General features: G+C 34.3%; 21 protein-coding genes and 1 tRNA gene. 11 read left to right on the top strand and 11 right to left on the bottom strand.

The features are described 5' to 3' along the window. Positions 1–5: 5 nt before the first annotated feature. The 5 genes from B5X55_RS02630 to B5X55_RS02610 all read right to left on the bottom strand — a co-directional run bounded on the left by B5X55_RS02630 (position 6) and on the right by B5X55_RS02610 (position 6589). On the bottom strand, positions 6–1196 hold the full coding sequence (locus tag B5X55_RS02630; protein WP_079511022.1) for a glycoside hydrolase family 88 protein: 1191 nt from the start codon (positions 1194–1196) through the stop codon (positions 6–8). A gap of 19 nt (positions 1197–1215) precedes the next feature. Continuing rightward, the gene (locus B5X55_RS02625; RefSeq protein WP_079511021.1) at positions 1216–2223 is read right to left on the bottom strand and encodes a 4-hydroxyproline epimerase; all 1008 of its coding nucleotides are present in this window, start codon (positions 2221–2223) and stop codon (positions 1216–1218) included. A gap of 8 nt (positions 2224–2231) precedes the next feature. Further along, entirely contained in the window at positions 2232–3968 is a 1737-nt protein-coding gene (locus B5X55_RS02620; RefSeq protein ID WP_079511097.1) for a DUF885 domain-containing protein, read from the bottom strand. An 11-nt stretch (positions 3969–3979) separates the two neighbouring features. Then, the gene (locus B5X55_RS02615; protein ID WP_079511020.1) at positions 3980–5554 is read right to left on the bottom strand and encodes an aldehyde dehydrogenase (NADP(+)); all 1575 of its coding nucleotides are present in this window, start codon (positions 5552–5554) and stop codon (positions 3980–3982) included. Positions 5555–5671: 117 nt separating this feature from the next. Further along, positions 5672–6589 (bottom strand): dihydrodipicolinate synthase family protein, encoded by a 918-nt coding sequence (locus B5X55_RS02610; RefSeq protein WP_079511019.1) that lies wholly within the window; start codon positions 6587–6589, stop codon positions 5672–5674. Positions 6590–6721: 132 nt separating this feature from the next. On the opposite strand from B5X55_RS02610, the gene B5X55_RS02605 reads away from it, so the two are divergent. The 8 genes from B5X55_RS02605 to B5X55_RS02570 all read left to right on the top strand — a co-directional run bounded on the left by B5X55_RS02605 (position 6722) and on the right by B5X55_RS02570 (position 13628). Beyond that, the gene (locus B5X55_RS02605) at positions 6722–7567 is read left to right on the top strand and encodes an AraC family transcriptional regulator (protein WP_079511096.1); all 846 of its coding nucleotides are present in this window, start codon (positions 6722–6724) and stop codon (positions 7565–7567) included. A gap of 86 nt (positions 7568–7653) precedes the next feature. Further along, positions 7654–7737, top strand: a tRNA-Leu gene (locus B5X55_RS02600). Positions 7738–7847: 110 nt separating this feature from the next. Continuing rightward, complete coding sequence (locus B5X55_RS02595; RefSeq protein ID WP_079511018.1) at positions 7848–8747, top strand: MerR family transcriptional regulator; 900 nt, start codon at positions 7848–7850, stop codon at positions 8745–8747. A 14-nt stretch (positions 8748–8761) separates the two neighbouring features. Beyond that, positions 8762–10219, top strand: a complete 1458-nt coding sequence (locus tag B5X55_RS02590; protein WP_079511017.1) for a bifunctional phytoene desaturase/3,4-desaturase — start codon at positions 8762–8764, stop codon at positions 10217–10219. 8 nt (positions 10220–10227) lie between these two features. Beyond that, the gene (locus B5X55_RS02585) at positions 10228–11067 is read left to right on the top strand and encodes a phytoene/squalene synthase family protein (RefSeq protein ID WP_079511016.1); all 840 of its coding nucleotides are present in this window, start codon (positions 10228–10230) and stop codon (positions 11065–11067) included. Continuing rightward, positions 11067–11513, top strand: coding sequence for a sterol desaturase family protein (locus B5X55_RS02580; RefSeq protein WP_079511015.1), 447 nt, complete (start codon positions 11067–11069; stop codon positions 11511–11513). Before B5X55_RS02585 ends, B5X55_RS02580 begins: the two co-directional genes overlap by 1 nt. Before the next feature lie 2 nt (positions 11514–11515). Further along, entirely contained in the window at positions 11516–12994 is a 1479-nt protein-coding gene (gene crtD / locus B5X55_RS02575) for a 1-hydroxycarotenoid 3,4-desaturase CrtD (RefSeq protein WP_200811580.1), read from the top strand. Further along, positions 12987–13628 carry a carotenoid biosynthesis protein gene (locus B5X55_RS02570; protein WP_079511013.1) on the top strand — a complete coding sequence of 214 codons (642 nt, stop codon included), beginning with the start codon at positions 12987–12989 and terminating at the stop codon, positions 13626–13628. Before crtD ends, B5X55_RS02570 begins: the two co-directional genes overlap by 8 nt. A 75-nt stretch (positions 13629–13703) precedes the next feature. On the opposite strand, the gene B5X55_RS02565 is transcribed toward B5X55_RS02570, so the two are convergent. The 6 genes from B5X55_RS02565 to B5X55_RS02540 all read right to left on the bottom strand — a co-directional run bounded on the left by B5X55_RS02565 (position 13704) and on the right by B5X55_RS02540 (position 20789). After that, positions 13704–14402 (bottom strand): DUF3291 domain-containing protein, encoded by a 699-nt coding sequence (locus B5X55_RS02565; protein WP_079511012.1) that lies wholly within the window; start codon positions 14400–14402, stop codon positions 13704–13706. Between the two features lie 3 nt (positions 14403–14405). Continuing rightward, positions 14406–14960, bottom strand: a complete 555-nt coding sequence (locus tag B5X55_RS02560; RefSeq protein ID WP_079511011.1) for a TlpA family protein disulfide reductase — start codon at positions 14958–14960, stop codon at positions 14406–14408. A gap of 78 nt (positions 14961–15038) precedes the next feature. After that, positions 15039–17312: an aconitate hydratase gene (locus tag B5X55_RS02555; RefSeq protein WP_079511010.1), complete on the bottom strand. Its 2274-nt coding sequence runs from the start codon at positions 17310–17312 to the stop codon at positions 15039–15041. A 187-nt stretch (positions 17313–17499) separates the two neighbouring features. Next, a complete protein-coding gene (locus tag B5X55_RS02550) occupies positions 17500–18453 on the bottom strand; it encodes an AAA family ATPase (RefSeq protein WP_079511009.1) in 954 nt (317 codons plus the stop codon). A gap of 4 nt (positions 18454–18457) precedes the next feature. Beyond that, positions 18458–19939, bottom strand: coding sequence for a peptidylprolyl isomerase (locus B5X55_RS02545; protein WP_394332825.1), 1482 nt, complete (start codon positions 19937–19939; stop codon positions 18458–18460). Next, entirely contained in the window at positions 19890–20789 is a 900-nt protein-coding gene (locus tag B5X55_RS02540; RefSeq protein ID WP_079511008.1) for a peptidylprolyl isomerase, read from the bottom strand. The genes B5X55_RS02545 and B5X55_RS02540 overlap by 50 nt, the downstream gene beginning before the upstream one ends. A 210-nt stretch (positions 20790–20999) precedes the next feature. Here B5X55_RS02540 and B5X55_RS02535 point away from each other — a divergent pair, with 210 nt between their 5' ends. The 3 genes from B5X55_RS02535 to rluF are packed head-to-tail and all read left to right on the top strand — an operon-like array spanning position 21000 to position 23148. After that, positions 21000–21239 (top strand): hypothetical protein, encoded by a 240-nt coding sequence (locus tag B5X55_RS02535; RefSeq protein ID WP_079511007.1) that lies wholly within the window; start codon positions 21000–21002, stop codon positions 21237–21239. Positions 21240–21253: 14 nt separating this feature from the next. Further along, positions 21254–22381: a serine hydrolase gene (locus B5X55_RS02530; RefSeq protein WP_079511006.1), complete on the top strand. Its 1128-nt coding sequence runs from the start codon at positions 21254–21256 to the stop codon at positions 22379–22381. Positions 22382–22404: 23 nt separating this feature from the next. Beyond that, complete coding sequence (gene rluF, locus B5X55_RS02525; RefSeq protein WP_079511005.1) at positions 22405–23148, top strand: 23S rRNA pseudouridine(2604) synthase RluF; 744 nt, start codon at positions 22405–22407, stop codon at positions 23146–23148. Positions 23149–23185 lie beyond the last annotated feature (37 nt).

Below are 23185 nucleotides of genomic sequence, written 5' to 3'. Positions count from 1 at the left end.
ACTTGCTACTTAACCATTTCACGTTGACGAATTAAGGCTTCTAAAAAGTAATAATCAGCATAATTAATGGGCACATCAATTTCAGAGTCATTAGGTAGATGCCCTGTAGAATGTTTTAAGAGAAAACCTTCGTTCGTTCCCACTTCGGCCAAATAAGGCTCCTTGCTTAAAGTTTCTAAGATTGTATTGGCTTCATTAATATAAGCTGAATTTAAATCATCTTCAACATAGGTGCTGAGTTCATAAAGTGCCGAAGCAGTAATTGCTGCCGCAGATGCATCACGAGGTGTTTGTGCTGTAACAGGTGCATTGTAGTCCCAGTAAGGAACTTTATTTTCTGGTAGGTTTGGATGATTCATTATAAACCGTGCAATATGTTTTGCTTGATTTAAATATTTAAGATTTTTAGTTTCTCTATACATTACTATAAAACCATACAGACCCCATGCCTGCCCCCTAGCCCACGCAGATTCATCTTTATACCCTTGAGCTGTGTTTCGCTTTAAAACCTCTCCTGTCTTGGTATCATAATCCAATACATGATACGAACTATAATCTTTTCTAAAATGCTTGGCCATAGTCGTATCTGCATGTATTACAGCAATTTGATAAAAAGTAGAATCACCAGAAATCTTTGTTGCCTCGAACATCATTTCTAAGTTCATCATATTATCAATTATTACTGGGCATTGCCAACGGTCATTAGATTCCCAAGACTGTATAATTCCTGCATTCGGTTTAAATCGCGAGGAAAGCGATTTAGCTGCTTGAACCATTACTTTTTCATAGTCAGCATTATTCTCATACTTTAATGCATTACCATAACTATCACCTATCATAAAGCCAAGGTCATGGGTACCTTCCCAATATTGTGTCGTATCTAAAAGTTTTGTGTAGTGGGTGGCCCTATTCTTCCATTCCTCGTTATTGGTTAGTTTATATAAATTCCACATAGATCCTGGGTGAAACCCACTCGTCCAATCATAAACACCAACAGTATGCAATTTACCATCAACAATGGTTCTTGGCATAGGGGTGTCAGTATCCATAAATGGTAATGCATTATCATACAAAAGTTCGTACTGTGCCGAAACCTTATCTAACAAGGGAACCGGCTGTTCAGATGCTACTTGCTTTTCTTTACAACTTCCTAATACTATTAACAGGAAAACATAATACAGACTAAATTTTTTCATTGGTTGATAGTTTAAAATTTTAAATTACTTGAAATCCATAAGCGTATGGATCATCATCATCAATGGTAATGGTGTTTTGACCATAAATTTTGGCCCAACCTTTTATACTAGGTATAATTGCCGGTTTCCCAGCTAAAGTAGTTTCTTCTTCAACCCGACCTATAAACCGAGAGCCAATAAAACTCTCATGAATAAAATCTTCTCTTAATGCTAACTTACCTTTAGCGTACCACTGTGCCATTCGTGCAGATGTACCAGTACCACAAGGTGATCTGTCAATAGCTTTATCTCCATAGAAAACAGCATTTCTAGCAGTTGCGGTTTCAGAAATAGTAGTACCCGTCCATAATAAATGACTTACATTTCTAATGGTTGAATCTATTGGATGTATAAAAGTATCTGGATATTTATCATTGATTTTCTCCCTTATTTCCTGACTGAACTGAATTAATTTGCTCGCAGAAAAATCTTGTATTCCTGTGAAGTTTTCTTGCGGGTCGACAATAGCATAAAAATTACCTCCATAGGAAACATCAAAAGTTAGCTCTCCCAAATCTGATGATACTATCATTAAATCTGTCGCTGCTAAATACGATTTTACATTCGTCAATTTCACCCAATCAACTTTAGATTTCGTCTGCTGATAACTAATATTAACCAAACCTGCAGGGGTTTCCATACGCACTTGTCCCGGAATTTTAGGACTTATTAATCCTTCTTCAATACCTATTGTAATAGCGCCAATTGTACCGTGACCACACATGGGTAGGCAGCCACTTGTTTCAATAAACAAAATTCCGAAATCATTGTTTGGATCACTTGGTGGATAGAATATACTACCGCTCATCATATCATGGCCTCGCGGCTCATACATTAACCCCTTTCGAATCCAATCAAATTCTTTTAAAAAATGTTGCCGCTTTTCGCTCATGGTAGCACCGACCAAATCTGGACCGCCATGTTTTATTACTCTAACAGGATTGCCACACGTATGGGCATCGATACAAACAAATGTATTACTGGCCATAAAAAAAATTATTTCGTACGATTAATATAATCGTTTACCCTGCGCTCTAAAATAGGTAATGTCACCGTACCCTGTTCTAAAACGATTTCATGAAAATCACGAATATTAAAATTCTCAGCTAAAACTTCTTCAGCTTTTTTCCGAAGTTCCCTGATTTTCAACTCTCCTATCTTATATGATATTGCTTGACCCGGCCATGCGATATAACGATCCGTTTCAGTGTTTATCTCATGTACCGATAAGGCTGTATTATTAGTCATGTAAGCAATCACTTCTTCTCTACTCCATCCTTTTGCATGAATACCGGTGTCTACAACTAACCTGCATGCACGCCACATTTCATAAGTCAATTTACCAAATTCTTCATAGGGCGTTCTATAAATACCTAGCTCATTACCTAAAAACTCGGTGTACAGTGCCCAACCTTCACCATAGGCAGATAAGTACATATCTCTTCTAAAATATGGTATACTATCGCCCAACTCCTTATTTAAACTGCCTTGTAAATGATGACCAGGTACAGCTTCATGTGCAGTCAATGAAGGTAAAGTATACAATGGTCTACTTTCTAGTTTATAAGTGTTCACCAAATAATACCCAGGTTGTGTTTCTGATGAAGGCCCCGAGTATCTGCCACCCGTATATTTGGGTGCGATGGCATCAGGTACTTTTATAACACCATAAGGGCGGCGCGGTAATGTTGAAAAATATTTTGGTAATTCTGCATCGATACGTTTTGCTATATCTCGTGCATTCATCAAAAGTTCATCACCTGTTTTTGCATAAAATTGAGAATCGGTTCTAAGAAAGGTTAAAAACTCTGAAAAGCTTCCTTTAAAATTTACCTTTTCGATAATAGCATTCATTTCAGACTTAATACGAGCGACTTCAGAAAGCCCTATTGTGTGGATATCATCTGCTGAATATTCGGTTGTAGTTGTATAATAATTAATTCTATTTTGGTAGAATTCTAAACCATTTGGTGTTTCAGATACTCCGATAGCATTTCGTGTAGACGGTATATAATCCGTTTCAAAAAAAGTTTTGATTTTTTTGAATGATGGCACCACCTTGTCCATTATAATGTTCTGGGCAGCAACTTTAACAGAGTCTTGTTGCACTTTGCTAATTACTTCAGGTAGCTGTTGTAAGGGTCCGTAGAAACTACTTTGCGAATAATCGTTTACAATATGAGTATCATAGGTAGATTCATATCCTTTAAAAATGATTTTAGGTTGAGAAACACCTTCTTTCAATCCCTTTTTTAATAAAATAATATGTTCATCAACAAAATCAGGTATAGCACTAAGCATTTTCAGATACTGTTTTGCATCTTCATAACTTAAAATTGGTGTTATCCTATAATTAAGATTTAAATGAAAACCTTGATCTGCTTGAATAGGATTCAAATACATTTTATATTGATACTCGTCAACCTCATTTTGGAGTTGAAATCTTAACAATTCACAAGAGATCAATTCAGTTTCAGTAAGTTCGGTTTTATCTAAACTCGCTAATATGGCAAGTTGCTTTTTAGCAAATTCAGCATCTTTTTTTGCTAAAGATTCTTTATGAACGCCTAAGGGGTGTTCACTTCTGTCAAAAGAACTGTACCCTTCAATTTCTGAAAGTATCGATGATAATGCTATTTCACTTTTTTGAGCTTGAGAATATATCGTAAATAGAAGTAACGACATATTTAAAATCGTAATTACATAGTTGAATTTATAACTCAAGCTTTTCATTAGTTCCATTTTTAATTGGTATAACTGCCTTCTTCTAAACGTACTATCCCTAAAGGATTTTCATCTTGTAGTGCTTTTGGAAGAAATTTATTCGGCCAATCTTGAAAAGAAACTGGGCGCACCCATCTTTTGATAGCCGACGTACCCACAGAAGTGAAACGAGCATCGGTCGATGCAGGAAATGGCCCACCATGAACCATTGAAGAACAAACTTCTACACCGGTAGGTACGCCATTAAATAAAATTCGCCCTACCCTGCTTTGAAGTGTATCAACAACATTACCATACGTTGCAAAATCCTTTTCGTTTCCTAATATTGTACCTGTTAGTTGGCCTTCTAAATTATTTAATACTTCTTCTAGTTGTGCCGCGTCTTTGCAACTTACAATTACAGAGAAAGGCCCGAAAACCTCTTTATGAAGTTTTGCATTCGCTAAAAACTTAGCACCACTTACCTTTAGTATTGTTGGTCGCGCTACATTCGCACTAGTTTCTTTTGTATAATCTGCGATAACAGTAACCCCATCTTGCCCAGACAAATCATTTTTACCCTCGGTATATTTACCATATATATTTGGATGCAACATGGAAGTAGGCTCAAGCTTAAGAATTTCTTGAGATAAGGTTTTGGCAAAAGCATCCATTTGCTCTCCTTTTATACCTAAAACCAAACCAGGGTTGGTGCAAAATTGACCTGCCCCCATAGTTATAGATGATGCGTATTTGGTTGCCCAAACTTGGCCAGAAGCCTCAAGTGCAGAAGGAAAAATTACTACTGGGTTTATACTGCCCATTTCTGCAAAAACAGGAATAGGCTCATCGCGTTCGTTTGCCAATTTATATAAGGCCATACCACCATGTAAACTACCAGTAAAACCAACAGCCTTCACTTTAGGGTGTTTTACCAATTGTTGACCAACCTCAAAACCACTACTATTTAAGTTTGAGAAAACTCCATTTGGCATTCCTGTTTGCTGAGCGGCTTTTATAATTGCCATAGAAACCAATTCGCCAGTTCCTGAGTGCATTGGGTGACTTTTTACAATCACAGGGCATCCTGCCGCAAGCGCGCTTGCGGTATCACCACCAGCAGTCGAAAATGCCAATGGAAAATTACTGGCTCCAAAAACCACCACCGGACCTAATGGAAATAACATTTTTCTAATATCGGCTTTAGGCATTGGCTCTCGGTCTGGTTGTCCTTTTTCAATTACAGCCTCTACCCAAGAACCTTCTTTCAATAGCGCCGCAAACGCTCTTAATTGTCCCATAGTACGACCACGTTCTCCGCGGGCCCTACCTTCTGGCAAACCAGATTCTTTACAATAGGTTTCTATCAATTCATCTCCCAAAGCCTCAATTTCAAGAGCTATCGCTTCTAAAAAACCAGCTTTTTTAATGCCAGAAATATCTTTATAAACCTTATAAGCTTCAGAAGCCAATTCAACCGCTTCATTAATCTCGACCGATGTCGCCTCGTAAAATGTAAAATCGGTCTCTTTATTGGTTTTAGGATTGAATGTTTTATAGGTTACATCTCCTTGTTTTGATAACTTGTTTCCTATTATATTTTTTCCGCTTATCATTTTCTATTTTTATGTGGTACTCAAAAATAAAGAAAGAACCTGTAATAATTTCTGATTCTTACTTTACTTTTCAATCTAAATAATTTTCTGATTTCATCATAACTAATTAAAATACAACTAGTTAATTCCTTTATACTCTGGTAATTTAGGTCTAGATGCCATTCCTTTTTTAATAACAGCAGCTACACGTTCTCTTTCCGCACCGATTAAAGGCAACCTTGGCGCACGTACATTTTCAGTACCGATACCTGTAGCCACTTCTGCCATTTTAATATTTTGAACCAATTGCGGACTAATATCTAATTCTAATAATGGCAAGAACCATCTATATATCTCTAAAGCTTCTGCTATTCTTCCTGCTTTTGCAAGCTCGTAAACAGCACAAGTTTCTGCTGGAAAAGCACATACAAGACCAGCTACCCAACCATCGGCACCCATTAAAACACTTTCTAATCCTAAAGTATCGACACCTGTTAAAACTTTTAAACGATTACCGAATCTAGATTTTATTCGGGTAATATTTGAAATATCTCTCGTCGATTCTTTAACTGCTTGTATATTATCACAAATCATTAGCTCATCGAACATATCTAAAGTAACCATAATACCGTAATCTATAGGGTTATTATAAATCATAATCGGTAAGCTTGTGCTTTTGGCAGTTTCCTTAAAGTAAGTTACCGTTTCGTAATCATTGGCCTTATAGCGCATTGGCGGCAGCATCATTAAACCAGTAGCACCACATTCTTCGGCAACTTCTGCAGCATGAATAGCACCTTTAGTAGTCTGCTCTGCTATATTAATTATTACAGGAACCTCGCCCTTAACAAGCTTTACGGTTTCCTTCATTAATATTTTTTTCTCATCATAGGTAAGTGTACTCGCTTCTCCTAAAGTACCCCCAAGTATTATTCCGCTAACACCAGCGTCTAATTGCGCTTTAATGTTAACTGAAAACATATCTAAATCTAATTCATCTTTATTGGTAAACTTGGTAGTAACCGCAGGCATAACGCCTTTCCATGATATACTCATCTTATCTATTTTTAGTGATACCCAAAACTACAAGTAGCATACTAAACTTTGTACTAACATATTAACCAGACCTGAGACTATTCTACCCTATTATTATCTTTTATATGATTTAAAATGATAAATTAGATGCAAATGAAAGTGTATCCTTTTAAAATACCGAAACCTGTAGATGAACATTTAATTGTTCAGATTGACAAAGAGCCTTTATTCTATAATCGCTTACATCAACACGAAGAAATACAGATCAGCTATATCATAAATGGTACAGGAAAATTATTGGTTGGTGATAGTATACATCAGTTTTCAATAGGGGATATTTATGTAATAGGTAGTAATCTTCCACATATTTTTAAGAGCATACCGGGTGAATTAAACGCTCATATGGTTACTATTTTCTTTACCGAAAATACATTCGGAGTTGATTTTTTCAAGTTACCTTATTTCAAAGATTTACAATCTTTTTTCTTGAATTCAAATTGTGGATTCAAAGTATTATCAGGCAAAAAACAGACATCAGATTCCATATTAAAACTATCATCTCAAGACAAGTTAGAACGATTTGTTACTTTTTTAAAGCTATTAGCACTCTTAAGTACAGTAACCATTGAGCCATTGAGCAAATTTATTTACTCGAAAACCTTAACATCCAATGAAGGTGAGCGCTTACAAGTGATATTCGATTTTGTTTTCAAGAACTTTCAAAAACCAATTGCGTTAAAAGAAATCTCTAAAATGGCTTTCATGACACCCAATGCATTTTGCCGCTTTTTTAAACAACGTACCAATAAAACTTTTTTTCAATTTTTAATCGAGCTTAGAGTAGAACATGCATGCCAATTACTCAGTTCTAAGAATGAATTGAACATTAACCTTATTTCTGATTTGTCTGGTTTTAATTCAATTTCGAACTTCAACAAAAAATTTAAAAAGATAAAAGGCGTAACCCCTACACAATACCAACAATCCATTTTCATCTAGAATAGTGGTTTTCCTTATTTATTATCCACAAATATTTTATAATGAAAGATAGGTTTCTATATTTGCGCTTCTATAAATAAACAATTGCCCACGTGGTGAAATTGGTAGACATGCTACCTTGAGGGGGTAGTGTTCGTAAGGACGTGCTAGTTCGAATCTAGTCGTGGGCACAAAAAGGCTAGATTTGTATCTAGCCTTTTTTATTTTGATAATTTTAACTTTCCAGTAGTACTAGACAAACCAATTAATTGTAAATTTGTTTAATCCTTTTTTAGAAAACATGAACAATGTAAAAAAGCAATTTAGTATTAGAGATTTAGAAAACCTCTCTGGTATTAAAGCACATACTATTCGAATTTGGGAAAAAAGATATAATCTATTATCACCAGAAAGAACAGACACTAACATTAGAATGTATAGCCTTTCAAGCTTACAAAAACTACTCAATGTTACGCTTTTGTATAATAACGGTCATAAGATTTCTAAAATCGCAAAAATTTCAGACCATGACATACCCTATGTTGTAAGAGAAATTGTAGCAAAGCATAGTCATAAAAGTCAGGCCATTAATGCGTTTAAATTAGCGATGATCAATTTTGACCAGACCATGTTTTTTAATACCTATAATGCTCTTTTAGGAGAGAATTCTTTTCGTGAAATATTTAAGGAAACATTTGTGCCCTTGTTAAACGAATTAGGTCTTTTATGGCAAACAGATACTATTAGTCCTGCACATGAACATTTTATCAGTAGTTTAATTAAACAAAAAATTCTGCTGAATACCGAAAAGCTTCAACACTTAGAACCAACAAAAAAAGATAAAGTTTTTGTCGCTTTTTTACCTGAAAACGAAATTCATGATATAGGCCTTTTATATATTAATTATGAAATAATCTTAAAAGGATATAAATGTATTTATCTAGGACCAACCATTCCGATGGAAAATCTAGAAGACGTTTTAAAATATTTTGATGATATCTATTTTGTATCATATTTCACCGTTTTTCCTGAGAAAGACCGCATAAATAAGTACCTAGAAGATTTTAATACATTGGTGTCAAATTACAACAATCCTAATTTTTGGATATTGGGAAGACAAACCCATTATATTGACGAAAAAACAAAACCAAGCTTTTGTAGAACGTTTCATTCTATAGACAATTTGGTGAGTAACCTTTAATTGAAAGTTAATAAATGAAGAAAAATTGCATCGTAATAGGTTCTGGTTTCGCATCTTTATCAGCAGCGTGTTACTTGGCAAAAGATGGGTGGAACGTTTCTGTTTATGAAAAAAACGACTCTTTAGGTGGTCGAGCTTCTCAATTTGTTAAAGGCGGTTTCACCTTTGACATGGGGCCAAGCTGGTACTGGATGCCAGATATTTTCGATAAATTCTTTGCTGATTTCAATAAGAAAACTTCCGATTATTATCAACTAGATAAATTAAGCCCTGCATATAAAATCTTCTTTTCTGACGACATCATTACCATTGGTGATTCGATGGATAAAATTTGTGTGGAATTTGAAAGAATTGAATCTGGTAGCTCAAAAGAATTGAAAAAGTTCATACGAGAGGCTCAAATTAATTATGATATTGCCATCAATAAAATTGTTTTAAGACCTGGCCTTTCTCCCTTAGAGTTAGTAACCAAAGAAACCATTTTAAAAGTCGACCAATTTTTTAAGACTATAAGTTCTCAAGTTAGAAAGCGATTTAAAAATCCAAAATTGATATCTACTTTAGAATTTCCCGTACTATTTTTAGGTGCAAAACCTAGCAAAACGCCCTCATTTTATAGTTTTATGAACTTTGCTGATTTTGGTTTAGGTACGTGGCATCCTAAAGGCGGAATGTATGAAGTGATAAAAGCCATGCAAAATCTTGCTATTGAACTGGGTGTTACTATGCATACTTCCATGCCCATTGATAAAATATTAGTATCTAACGGAAAAGCAACAGGAGTATCATCTGGCGGAAAAATATTTAATGCAGATGTAATCTTGAGCGGTGCAGACTATCATCATTCAGAAAGCTTACTTGAACAAAAATATAGGCAATATTCAGAGGAGTATTGGGACAAGAAAGTATTTGCGCCATCATCATTACTCTTTTATATTGGCTTTGATACCAAATTAAAAAATGTTGAGCATCATAATCTGTTTTTTGATACCGATTTTGAGTTGCACGCAAAAGAAATATACGATAACCCACAATGGCCATCGAATCCATTATTTTATGCGAATTTTCCATCAATAACGGACACTAGCATGGCTCCAAAAGATTGCGAAACCGGTTTTTTCTTGGTACCCATTGCTACCAATTTAGAAGATACACAAGATTTAAGAGACCAATATTTCGAATTAATTATGAATAGATTCGAATTAAGAACTGGTCAAAACATCAGAAATAATATTATATTCAAGGAAATATTTTGCGTTAATGATTTTAAGGAGCGGTACAACTCATATAAAGGAAATGCCTATGGCATGGCAAACACTCTTACGCAAACGGCGTTTTTGAGACCCAATTTAAGAAGTAAAAAAGTAACTGATTTATATTTTACAGGGCAACTGACTGTACCTGGCCCCGGAGTTCCTCCCGCATTGATCTCTGGTAAATTAGTGTCAGAATTAATTATAAAAGATAATTAGTTTAACGCATGAAAGTAACTTTTGACGAAGTCTCGTACCAATGTAGTAAAGTCGTTACTGAACGATACAGCACTTCGTTTGCTTTAGCAACAAAGATGCTTCATTCTTCTATTCGTGGCCATATATATAATATTTACGGTTTTGTTCGCTTTGCCGATGAAATTGTAGATACATTTCATGATTATAACAAAGTAGTACTCTTTGATAAATTTGAACAAGAGCTAGAGTCCGCTCTAATTGATAAAATTAGTCTGAATCCTATTTTAAATTCTTTTCAACATACCTTTCATACGTTCAATATTCCTAAGCATTTGGTAGATTCTTTTATGAAGAGCATGCGAATGGATTTAGTAAAGAATGTATATCTAACAGATGCAGAATACAAAGATTACATTTATGGGTCAGCAGATGTTGTTGGTTTAATGTGTTTAAAAGTATTTGTAAAAGGCGATGTTAAGGAATATGAAAGATTAAAGGAATCTGCAATGGCTTTAGGATCGGCATTTCAAAAAGTAAATTTCTTAAGAGATGTAAAGGCAGATTTTGAAGAATTAAATAGATCATATTTCCCAAACACCAATTTAAAAGAGCTTGATGAAAATTCTAAAAAACGAATTGTTGAAGAAATTAAAGCAGATTTCAAGTTAGGTTATGAAGGAATTGTCGGCTTACCCACAGAAGCTAAATTCGGTGTTTATACAGCTTATAAATATTATTATAAATTATTGAAAAAACTGCAAAATACACCTTCTTTAGAAATTAAAAATGCGAGAATAAGGGTGCCTAACTATGAGAAATTTGGTCTTTTGGCACGGTCTTATGTTAAATTTAAAATGAACTTAGTATAATGAATATAGTAGTTTGGATATTAATATTTTTAGGAACCTTTTTGTTCATGGAATTTATGGCTTGGTTTACGCATAAATTTATAATGCATGGTTTTCTATGGACTTTACATAGAGATCACCACAAGAAAGATCATGAATCATGGTTTGAAAGAAACGATGCCTTCTTTATTTTTTACGCTATCGTTAGTATGTCTTTATTCTATTCTGGCAACACTGGTTTTTGGTACGGCTATCCACTAGGGTTTGGAATATTGGCGTATGGCATAGCTTATTTCTTAGTTCATGACATATTCATTCACCAACGCTTCAAACTCTTTAGAAACGCTAATAATTGGTATAGCAGAGGTGTTAGAAGAGCTCACAAAATGCATCATAAGCATTTAGGAAAAGGTGATGGAGAATGTTTTGGTATGCTCTTCGTTCCTTTTAAGTATTTTAAAAAGTAATTATGGCTAAAGTTCTGGTAATTGGTGCCGGCATTGCTGGTATAGCCAGTGCTTTACGCTTTCGAAAGAAGGGCTATGAAGTCATAGTTTTAGAAGCCAATAGTTATCCTGGCGGTAAATTGCATGCAAAAGAACAAGATGGTTTCCGATTTGATCTAGGGCCATCATTATTTACAATGCCTCATTTAGTAACTGAATTATTTGAGCTGTTTAATAAACAACCAGAAGACCACTTTCAATTCAATCAAAAAAAAAATATTTGCAACTACTTTTGGGAAGATGGACATCGTTTTAATGCCATTTCCAACAAACAGGACTTTATAAACTCTGCGGCCAAAAGTTTTAATGAACCAGCAGAGCATATTTCAAAATATATTGAGCGAAATAAAAGAAAGTATGATCTGACCGCTTCCTTATTTCTAGAAAAATCACTTCATAAATTACAAACTTATTTATCTAGACAGACTATACAGGCAATATTGCAAATTGGAATTCTAGATGTAAATTCCACATTAAACAAAATAAACGAGCGTAGTTTTAAGAATCCTAAATTGGTGCAATTATTTAATAGGTATGCCACCTACAATGGATCCTCCCCTTATCAATCTCCTGGAATTATGTCAATGATTCCACATTTAGAAATGGATTTTGGTACATTTTTTCCAAAAGGTGGAATGCATCAAATAAGTTTAAGCCTCTATAAATTAGCCTTGGACCAAGGTGTCCAATTTAATTTCAACGAAAAAGTTGAACAAATTATAATAGAAAATAATAGTGCTACAGGAGTAAAAACCATTAAAAAAAATTATATAGCTGATAAAATAGTTTCCAACATGGACATCTACCCTACGTATAAACAATTATTACCTAATGAAAAATCACCTAAAAAAACCTTGGCACAAGAACGTTCTAGTTCAGCGTTAATTTTTTATTGGGGAATTGAAAAAGAATTTCCAGAACTGGATTTACACAATATTTTTTTCAGTGCGTCATATGAAAAAGAATTCTCTGCTATTTTCAGGGATAAAACAATATTTAATGACCCCACGGTTTATATCAACATTACTTCAAAAGAAAATCCAACAGATGCTCCAAAAGGTCATGAAAACTGGTTTGTTATGGTTAACGCACCAGGAAATTATGGGCAAGATTGGGAAGCATTAAAGAAACGGGCAAGAAAAAATATAATACTGAAACTGAACAGGATATTAAAGATAGATATAGAAAAATTAATTACTACAGAACATGTGTTAGACCCTATGGGTATCGAATCTAATACAAGTTCCTATAGAGGTGCATTGTATGGAGCTGCGAGTAATAACAAATATGCAGCTTTCTTGAGACATCCAAATTTTTCACGTTTAATTAAAAATTTATATTTCTGTGGTGGGTCGGTGCATCCTGGTGGTGGCATTCCATTATGTCTATTATCCGCAAAAATAGTTGATGACTTAGTTCCCGAAACAATTACCCATGCTTGATATATTAAAAAAAAATAAAGTTTGGCTGAGTGTTGGAATCATCTGGTTATTCCATATCTCAGCAGTTATTGGTATCACTTTAGGCAATTTAAATTGGTTTATTGAGAAAACACCAATAAACCTAGGACTCTCATTTTTTCTTTTTTTATTTATTTATCCAATCAACAATTTAAAGAAAGTTACAGCGCTTCTTCTCTTTTTTGTTGGAGGTATGTTTGCAGAATGGCTTGGCGTAAACTATCAAATTCTATTTGGCGAATATAAGTACGGACATAATTTTGGGCCTAAATTAGACGGAGTGCCTTACTTAATTGGTGCCTATTGGGCGTTATTGACATTTATAACAGCAAGTATATTAGATTTTACCACGCTGCCCTACCGTGTAAAAATAATAGGTGCTGCTGGGTTAATGGTAATTCTTGATTTTTTTATGGAAAAAAGCGCTCCAACATTTCATTTTTGGACGTTTAGTGGTGGTATGCCAACTTTTGAAAATTATTGGACTTGGCTTTTGGTGGGCATTCTTTTTCAAGTTGTACTTAAACTATTTAACATAAAGGGGAACCAAGTATTTTCCCTTAACTTGTATTTAGCACAGCTATGTTTTTTTGTTTATTTTTATTTTTATGATTGACAACTAGCCTTAAAACTAATGAAGTATATTAATAAAAAAGCGATTGTTTTTTAAATAGGTTTAGAGAAATCGGGATTAGAAAGGGAGTTCTCCCATTGCCTCCCAAGTACCAATTGACTTATAGGGTTGAAATCTAGAAAAAAGCTCCTCACTATACCAATTTAATTTTTTTGTTTTTTCAATTGCCTGTACATGCTCTTTACTGCCATAAGCAAACTGCATAAGCGACTCTTTATCCTTCCAAATACTGAACGTAGCCATTTGTAAAAATGGAACTTCGCCTATCCCCTTTGTAAACATAAGTCCTTTATTATTTTCTAATGATTTTTGGGAAGTGGGCACATATTTCCAAAATTTATATAGTAAACTTAACTTAATGGTTGCCCTAGTTATAACGGCTATATATGGATTATTCTCAGTTATACTATCACTTTTGACAAAAGGATTTATACCAGACCATTCACCTTTAGCTTTAATGTTTTTCAAAAATAGCGAACAACGCTCTGTGGCCTTTTTTAGATATCTTTTCATTAATTCAGATTCTTCAAAAAAGACATTGGCTTCTTCCTCGTTCTCCCAAATTTGAAGTAATACGTAAACTGACCAGTCTGCAAATGGATTGAACCCATCCTTTCCACTACCCATTAATTTATAATCCTGGAGCCCTTTAACCTCGGATAATGCTACATGTGCAAATTGCATCATACCAAAAGCCCAAATTTTATTTCGTAAAGTGTGGTATTTAAAAAAAGTTATCGTCGTAACTTGAGACATATTTTATTCCGAAATAAGCTCATTTAGCAGTGTATCCACTTTTTCATTGTCCCAATCAGCAATAGCGTTTTGGTGAATTACGATAAAACCGTTTTTATCTATTACGTAAGAACCTGGTGGCTTAAGTAATGATAATGGACTCTTTTCTCCTATAATTTGGTACGTTACAGGAAATGTGTACCCCTGCTCTTTCATAAAAAGTTCAACAGGCTCTCTTTCCTCGTTTGTTATAATATAGAACTTTATCTTATTCCCAAAAGTATCATACAAGTACTGAATGTCTTTTAATTGTGCCTGTGATGGCATGTGCCAGGATGTCCAAAAAGTAATGAAGGCTACTTTTCCTTTAGTTTCATTAAAATTGATAAATTTCCAACTCTCATCTTTAAGCTTCCAATCATAATCGGAAATTTTACCTCTTTTTTCTAGCTGTATAATGGTTGGTGAAGTAGCAAAAATTCTATTAAGGAGTATTTTGCTGTAATCACCCAAAGGCGTAACAAAAAATGAAAGCACAAATGCAATAATCATTAGGGTAAAAACCGTCTGTCTCTTCATTGGAATTTAATAGGGTTCAAAACTAAAAAACTCCTGATAATAATCAGGAGTTTTGCTTACTTATTTTAAGCTATTGATTTATGAAGCGTTTTCTCTCTTAATTACATTAAGAGCAGAACCTTCTCTATACCATCCTATTTGGGCAGCATTATACGTATGATTTACTTTAACTACATCTTTACTACCATCAGCATGAACAACCTCGATTGTTAATTGTTTGTCTGGTGCAAATTCTGAAATATCAAGAAAGTTAAATGTATCATCTTCTTGAATTAGGTCATAATCACTTTCATTTGTAAAAGTCAAACCTAACATTCCTTGTTTTTTAAGGTTTGTTTCATGTATACGTGCAAATGACTTCACTATAACGGCTGCAACCCCTAGATGACGTGGCTCCATTGCAGCGTGCTCACGAGAAGACCCTTCACCGTAGTTATGATCACCAACAACAATACTTCTTACACCAGCAGCTTTATATGCCCGTGCTGTATCAGGAACACCACCAAAGTCTCCTGTTAATTGATTTTTAACCAAATTAGTTTTGTGACCAAAGGCATTAACAGCACCAATTAAACAGTTATTCGATATATTATCTAAATGACCACGAAAACGTAACCACGGACCTGCCATTGAAATATGATCAGTAGTACATTTACCAAAAGCTTTAATCAATAATTTAGCTCCTTTTAAGCTTTCATCTTTTATCGGGGTAAATGGCTCTAATAATTGTAGTCTTTCAGAATCTAAAGCTACTTTAACAGCTACACCAGAACCATCTTTATCTGGAGCAAGGTAACCTGCATCTTCTACTTCAAAACCTTTTGGTGGTAATTCCCATCCCGTTGGCTCATCAAACATTACTTCTTCTCCATTTTCATTGATTAATTTATCCGTCATCGGATTAAAATCTAATCTACCTGCAATTGCAATAGCTGCAGTTATTTCTGGAGAAGCTACGAAAGCATGCGTATTTGGATTACCATCTGCACGTTTAGCAAAGTTTCTATTGAAAGAATGTACAATACTATTTTTAGGTGCATTTTTAGGATCACTGTAACGAGCCCATTGACCGATACATGGTCCACAAGCATTTGTGAATATTTTAGCATCTAATTTCTCGAATATTCCAAGAATACCATCACGAGCAGCTGTAAAACGTACTTGTTCTGAACCAGGGTTAATTCCTAATTCAGCCTTCATTTTTATTCCTTTATCGATAGCTTGTTGTGCGATTGAAGATGCTCTAGACAAATCTTCATAAGAAGAGTTTGTACAAGAACCTATCAGTCCCCACTCAACAGCTAGTGGCCATTCATGAGCAGTCGCCTTTTCAGTCATATCATGACCAACTTTAGTGGACAAATCTGGTGTAAAAGGACCATTCAATAATGGAGTTAATTCTGACAAGTTAATTTCAATAACTTCATCAAAATATTTTTCTGGGTCTGCATATACCTCGTCATCAGCCGTTAAATGTTCTCTAACTTTGTTTGCAGCATCAGCAATATCAGCTCTATCGGTAGCTCTTAAATAACGCTCCATAGAGTCGTCATAGCCAAATGTAGATGTAGTAGCACCAATTTCAGCGCCCATATTACAAATAGTACCTTTACCAGTACATGATAAAGATTTAGCACCAGAACCAAAATATTCTACGATTGCTCCTGTTCCACCTTTTACGGTAAGAATTTCAGCAACCTTAAGGATTACATCTTTAGGTGCCGTCCAACCAGAAATTGTTCCAGTTAACTTAACACCGATTAATTTTGGAAACTTTAATTCCCAAGCCATGCCTGCCATAACATCAACAGCATCAGCTCCACCAACACCAATTGCAACCATTCCTAATCCACCAGCATTAACAGTATGTGAATCTGTACCGATCATCATACCTCCTGGAAATGCATAATTCTCAAGTACAACTTGGTGAATGATACCTGCACCTGGTTTCCAAAAACCAATTCCGTATTTATTTGAAACCGATTCTAAAAAATCGAATACTTCAGCACTGGTTGTATTTGCAGATTTTAAATCTGCAGTAGCACCATTTTTTGCCTGAATCAAGTGATCACAGTGAACAGTAGTTGGCACGGCTACTTTAGGTTTACCAGCTTGCATAAATTGCAATAAAGCCATTTGAGCGGTTGCATCTTGACAAGCGATACGATCCGGAGCAAAATCAACGTAATCTTTACCTCTTGTAAACGCCTTACTTGGCGTGCCATCCCATAGATGAGAATACAAAATTTTCTCAGAAAGAGTAAGAGGTTTCCCTACAATATTCCTTGCCTCGTCAACACGTTTAGCCATATTGGCGTAAACTTCTTTTATCATATCAATATCAAATGCCATTCTTTATCTAATTTTATGTTAGCGCAATTCGGTAAATTTAAGAAAATCTATAACGCAATTAAAATTAAATAAGTATGATTATTAGCTTTTTCTTAAATAGGATAAAATAGCAAGATGTACCACATTCTATTGAAAGTGACTATTCCATAATTTTACTTACGAAAAACTTAGAAAGTAAGGGATTGTTTTAAAGCAATTTATCTATGATATCCTCTTCTGTGATACCTTCGGCTTCTGCTTTATAATTTTTGATAATTCGATGGCGAAGTATACCTTTTACTACCACATGAACATCTTCTATATCTGGAGAAAATTTACCATTAATTGCAGCATTTGCCTTGGCACCTAAAATAAGATTTTGCGATGCCCTTGGGCCAGCACCCCAATCTAAATATTGCTTTACAAAATCTGAAGCTGAATCTAAATTTGGTCTAGTACTATTCACTAATTTAACAGCATACTCTACAACATTATCAGCAACAGGAATTCTTCGAATTAATTCTTGAATTTCTATAATGTCTTTGGCGTTAAAAAGCGGGTTTATTGTCTGCTTAATATTAGCTGTTGTATTCTTAACCACTTGAATTTCTTCTGCAACAGAAGGGTATTTTAATTCTATCGCAAACATAAAACGGTCTAATTGGGCTTCTGGTAAAGGATAAGTTCCTTCTTGCTCAATAGGGTTCTGGGTTGCCAAAACAAAATATGGTAATTCTAATTTATGCTGATGGCCGGCAATAGTAACCGATCTTTCTTGCATTGCCTCTAAAAGTGCCGCCTGCGTTTTTGGTGGAGTTCTATTAATCTCATCAGCCAAAATGATGTTAGAAAAAATAGGGCCTTTAAGAAATTTAAAATTTCTATTCTGATCTAATATTTCACTACCAAGTATATCACTAGGCATTAAATCTGGTGTAAATTGTATTCTTTTAAAATCTAACCCTAAAGCTTGAGCAATGGTATTCACCATCAACGTTTTTGCTAGACCAGGAACACCTATCAATAATGAGTGACCACCCGTATAAATTGAAAGCAGAATCTGTTCAATTACCTCTTCTTGACCAACAATAACCTTTGCTATTTCTTTTTTAAGCTCGGCATGTTTTACAACTAGGCGTTCTATAGCGGCAACGTCTGACATATATCTATTCCTTTACCCAATTGTTAGCGAACTCACAATCTCTGTTATCGTCGTTCACACTAATATAGGTCTCTTCAATATGCTCGTCCATCCATTTTTTAATGGCATTATACTTTTTCTCAGTAAGTGCTAAATCTTGAATTTTGGTATAATCTTTTGAGAAATTAGCCACGTGCTCATCATATCTATTGGTAATCTTTAGAATCTTATATTTTGGTGGACCACCTCGGGGATCTTGCTCTAATACCGGATAAGTAATTTCATTATCCTTTAAATTCTGAACTTGATTATATAAAGTAGGATCCATTTTAGTCAGTTCGAATCTTGAACTGAAATCTTGAGGATTTCTTAGCAATCCGCCATCAAACTTAGTTTCTTTTTCATCAGAGAAATTCAGTGCGGCTTCAGCAAAAGTAAATTCTTTATTGATTATTTTTTTACGAATACTATCCAATTCCTTCTTTGCTTCATCAAGCACATTTTGAGAAATTTCTGGTTGAATAAGAATATGTCTTAAATCTAATTCTTGACCTCTAATCTTCTCAATAAAAATTATGTGATATCCAAATGTAGTTTCGAAAGGCTCAGAAACCTCACCCTCTTTTAAACTAAAGGCAACATCTTTAAAAGTCTTATCAAAGCCTGTAGTTTTTGTAATACTATAAAAACCACCTTTAGATTTTGAACCAGGATCTTGAGAATATAATATAGCCTTTACACTAAAACTTGCATCGTTATCGTCAACATCGGCTTTAATCTGACTAAGCTTATCTATTACTTTTTGTTTTTCTTCTTCAGATGGTTTTGGCTCCTTTGTGATTTGTGCTATTTCTAATTCAGCACCAAAATTTGGACGTTCATCTTCAGGTATCTTGTTAAAGAATTGACGAACCTCTTCAGGTGTAATTTCAATTTCTTTAATGATATCTTGCTGCATACGCTCAGAAAGCATTCGCAATTTATTTATTTTGTATAACTCTTCTCTAAAAGTCGCTTCATCTTCTTTCTTGTAGTACTTCAAGACTTTATCCATAGAGCCTATTTGTTGCACTAAAGATTGTAATTGACGATCACCTGTTGCATTCACCTCATCATCAGACACCAAAATACTATCTTGAACAGCCTGATTAGCATATAAACGGTCTTCCATCAATTTACCTAAAAGGCCACAGTGGGTAATATCTTCTGTCGAAGCTCCCTGACTTTTCAAATCAATTAATGTTTTTTCTATATCAGAATCTAAGATTACATAATCACCAACAACAGCGGCAATACCATCTAATTTAACTCTTTTGAAATTGATTGATGAGTCCTTTTTTGAAACAGTTGCTTCTGCAACAGCCTCGATTGGCTCCACTTCATTATCGGTTACTGTAGGTATGGAATCTTGTGCTGCAACAACACTAGAAAACAGCATAACCGAACCGATATAAATACTATTTGTTACTTTCGAAAACTTCAAATTCTTTATCCTTGATTGCTTCATCTAATAATTCAGTTTCTAATTTACGCAGGTAGTCCATTTTTCTGCGGCTTAATAAAACTTGTTCTATGGTAGGCTTAATAAAAGATAAGGGTGCAATTTCATTAACATCCTTTATTTCTTCTATTTTCCCCAAATATACCCCGATTGAATCCTCCAATTCAAAAAATTGTGAATTTTTTAAGTACTTATCGGCATTGTCAATGTTAATTGGCGGTATTTCTTCGAAAATTCTCGTGTAACGTACCCAAATAGAATCGTTAAAGTTTAACTTATTGAATTGAACACCGATAGAATCTAAATAACGAACATCTTCATTCTTAAACCTCTTTAACCGTTTAGACACCTCATCTTTATCCATAAATCCTTTTGGTAAAGAGACAAAGCGTACTCTAGCAATTCTTTCTTTAAGTTTAAAGTTTTCTTTTCCCTTTTCGTAGAAAGCTTCTAGTTGAGCATCCGTAATAACGGTATCTGTAGCTTGCGAAACCAAAGCTTCCTTATAAACACGGGTATACAAATCAGTTCTATAGTCGTCTACCAGTGCATTGTACTCCGCTAATTTGTCTTCAGACAAATTAATTTTGGCTTTTGACAGTAGTAATTGTTTTGATGCCCAGTTATTAATATAGTTGACAGCAAAAGAAGCACTGTCCCCTTTTGTCATGTTTTCAGTAATCAATGGCGCTAAATCTTTTTGAAATAAATAAACATCTCCTACTCTAGCAATTGGGTTCTTCTGCTCTTCTTTTTTAAAAAGACCATCACAAGAAACGACTACAACAGATAGCAATCCTATTAGTAAAATAGAATATGCTTTAAGGACTATAAGTTTTGATTTAATAATAAACATCAAGCAAAAATAGCAATAACCCTATCGTGTGCAAATGCTTATTGATTTACTTAACACAAATTTTGGTGTTACAATATAGAACGAAAACCTTATTATGGATTAAAAATGAAGGTTTGCAATGTTGTAAACTATTGCACATTAGCAAATGAACTAATGATTTTTAGGTAAATTTGCCTATCTATAGTCGTTAATTTTAAAACCATCAATTACTTGAGTAGACAAATAAAATTACTTTGGGATTTTAGAGGACCCGCTGCGCTAAAAACAGCTGAGCACCATGAAAAGCATTTAAAGGAGTTTATTGCTATGGAAAATACAGCCCTTAATATTACAGGTTTTAAAGAAATCAATGATATGCATAGCATCGCCTTTATGGTAGTGGAAGAAAAAGAAATGATTTCGGTTAGGGATATGCTAAAACCACATCGTGGCGAAGTATACACACCTTAAAAAATTCATTATTCATGAAACAACTCTTACTTCTTATATCCTGTATTTTTTTAATCTCTTGCTCTTCAAAAGAGCAAAATTTAAATTTTCTTGAGACGGCTTTATCTTCCAAAAATCCAAAAATTAAAAGGGTGATGGATAGTATTGAAAATTATCAGGTTCAAATACGATACACCCAGATTGATAGAAGAAATGATAGTGTGATTTTCACTGACTATGATTTTCAAGTAAACGATAGTAATTATTTTTATCCAGCAAGTACCGTTAAATTCCCGACCGCAGTATTGGCCTTAGAAAGATTAAACACTACCGATACACTAACTATGAACACCAGATACTATGTAGAAGGTGATACCATTGAAAGTACTTTCAAACAAGATGTATCTGAAATTTTTGCAGTAAGTGATAATTTAGCCAACAATAGGTTAGTAGAATTATTAGGCTTCGAGGAAATTAATAATTCCTTAAGAAAAAAGGGCATTACACCCGTTAGAATTGCACATAGGCTTGGGCAACATTCAGATGATTTAAGAACCAAACCATTAATAGTTTATTTAAATGATTCTTCCACTGGTATAACCAAATCAATATTAAACAAGACTCCTTTAGAACTAAACCTTTTGAACATAACTAAAGGATCTGGTTATTACCAAGATGATATTTTGATTATAGAACCTTTTGATTTCAGTAGCAAAAATTACTTTCCTATTTCATCGCAACACAATCTTATAAAAAGAGTCATCTTCCCTCAAAATTTCGATATAAGCGAACGTTTTAATCTAAGTGTTGAACAGCGTAAATATTTGTTATCAACTATGCATACCGTACCTCGAAAAGCAGGGTATGACCAAAATTCATATTATGACGGGTACTGCAAGTTTTTCATCTATGGGGATACCAAAGAAAATATACCTGAACATCTTGAAATTTATAATAAAGTGGGCTTTGCATATGGAACCTTAACCGATTGCGCCTATATAAAAGATACCGAAAAAAATATCGATTTTCTTTTAACTGCCACTATCTTGGTAAACAAAGATGGAATATTCAATGATGATGCATATGAATATGATGAAATTGGTATTCCATTTTTAGCACAATTAGGGAGAGAAATATATCAACAGGAATTAAAACGTAAATAATACCCGAAACCGCAAGAGAAATTATGCAAGAAAATTCCAATAAAACAAGAATTAATAAATATCTAAGCGAAGCAGGGTATTGTTCTCGAAGAGCCGCAGATAAACTTATAGAGCAGGGTAGGGTTACTATTAATGGTGCCGTACCAGAAATGGGTACAAAAATCTCTACAGGTGATCTTGTAAAGGTTGACGGTGAATTAATAAAGGAACCTAAAGGAAAATCAACTTATTTAGCTTTCAACAAACCTGTCGGAATAGTCTGTACCACAGATACAGGTGTTGAAAAAGATAATATCATTGACTACATCAATTACCCTAAACGTATTTTCCCTATTGGTAGATTAGATAAACCCAGTGAAGGACTTATTTTTCTTACTGATGATGGTGACATCGTGAATAAAATTTTGAGAGCACGTAACAATCATGAGAAAGAATATTTAGTAACTGTTGACAAACCTATTACTATAGATTTTCTTAATCGTATGCGTAGAGGTATTCCCATCTTAGATACAGTAACTAGAGAATGTGAAGTTTTTGAAGTTAGCACGTATCAATTTCGAATTATTTTGACTCAAGGTCTCAACAGGCAGATACGTCGAATGTGCGAGTATTTAGAGTACCGAGTAAAAAAGTTGAAACGAATTAGAATCATGAATGTACATTTAGATGTACCAGTTGGAAAATGGAGAGACCTTACCGAGGAAGAATTGAAAGAAATTAATAGACTAGTAAGTTCATCTTCTAAAACCTTCGACAGCAACCAGTAATTTGAATTAAATTCTATGGTTTTCAAAAGGTTTAACA

Origin of the sequence: Maribacter arcticus (assembly GCF_900167935.1) — a bacterium.
GTDB classification, from domain to species: domain Bacteria; phylum Bacteroidota; class Bacteroidia; order Flavobacteriales; family Flavobacteriaceae; genus Maribacter; species Maribacter arcticus.
The sequence above is the reverse complement of the archived record's forward strand: the minus strand, read 5'-3'. Positions and strand labels throughout refer to the sequence as shown.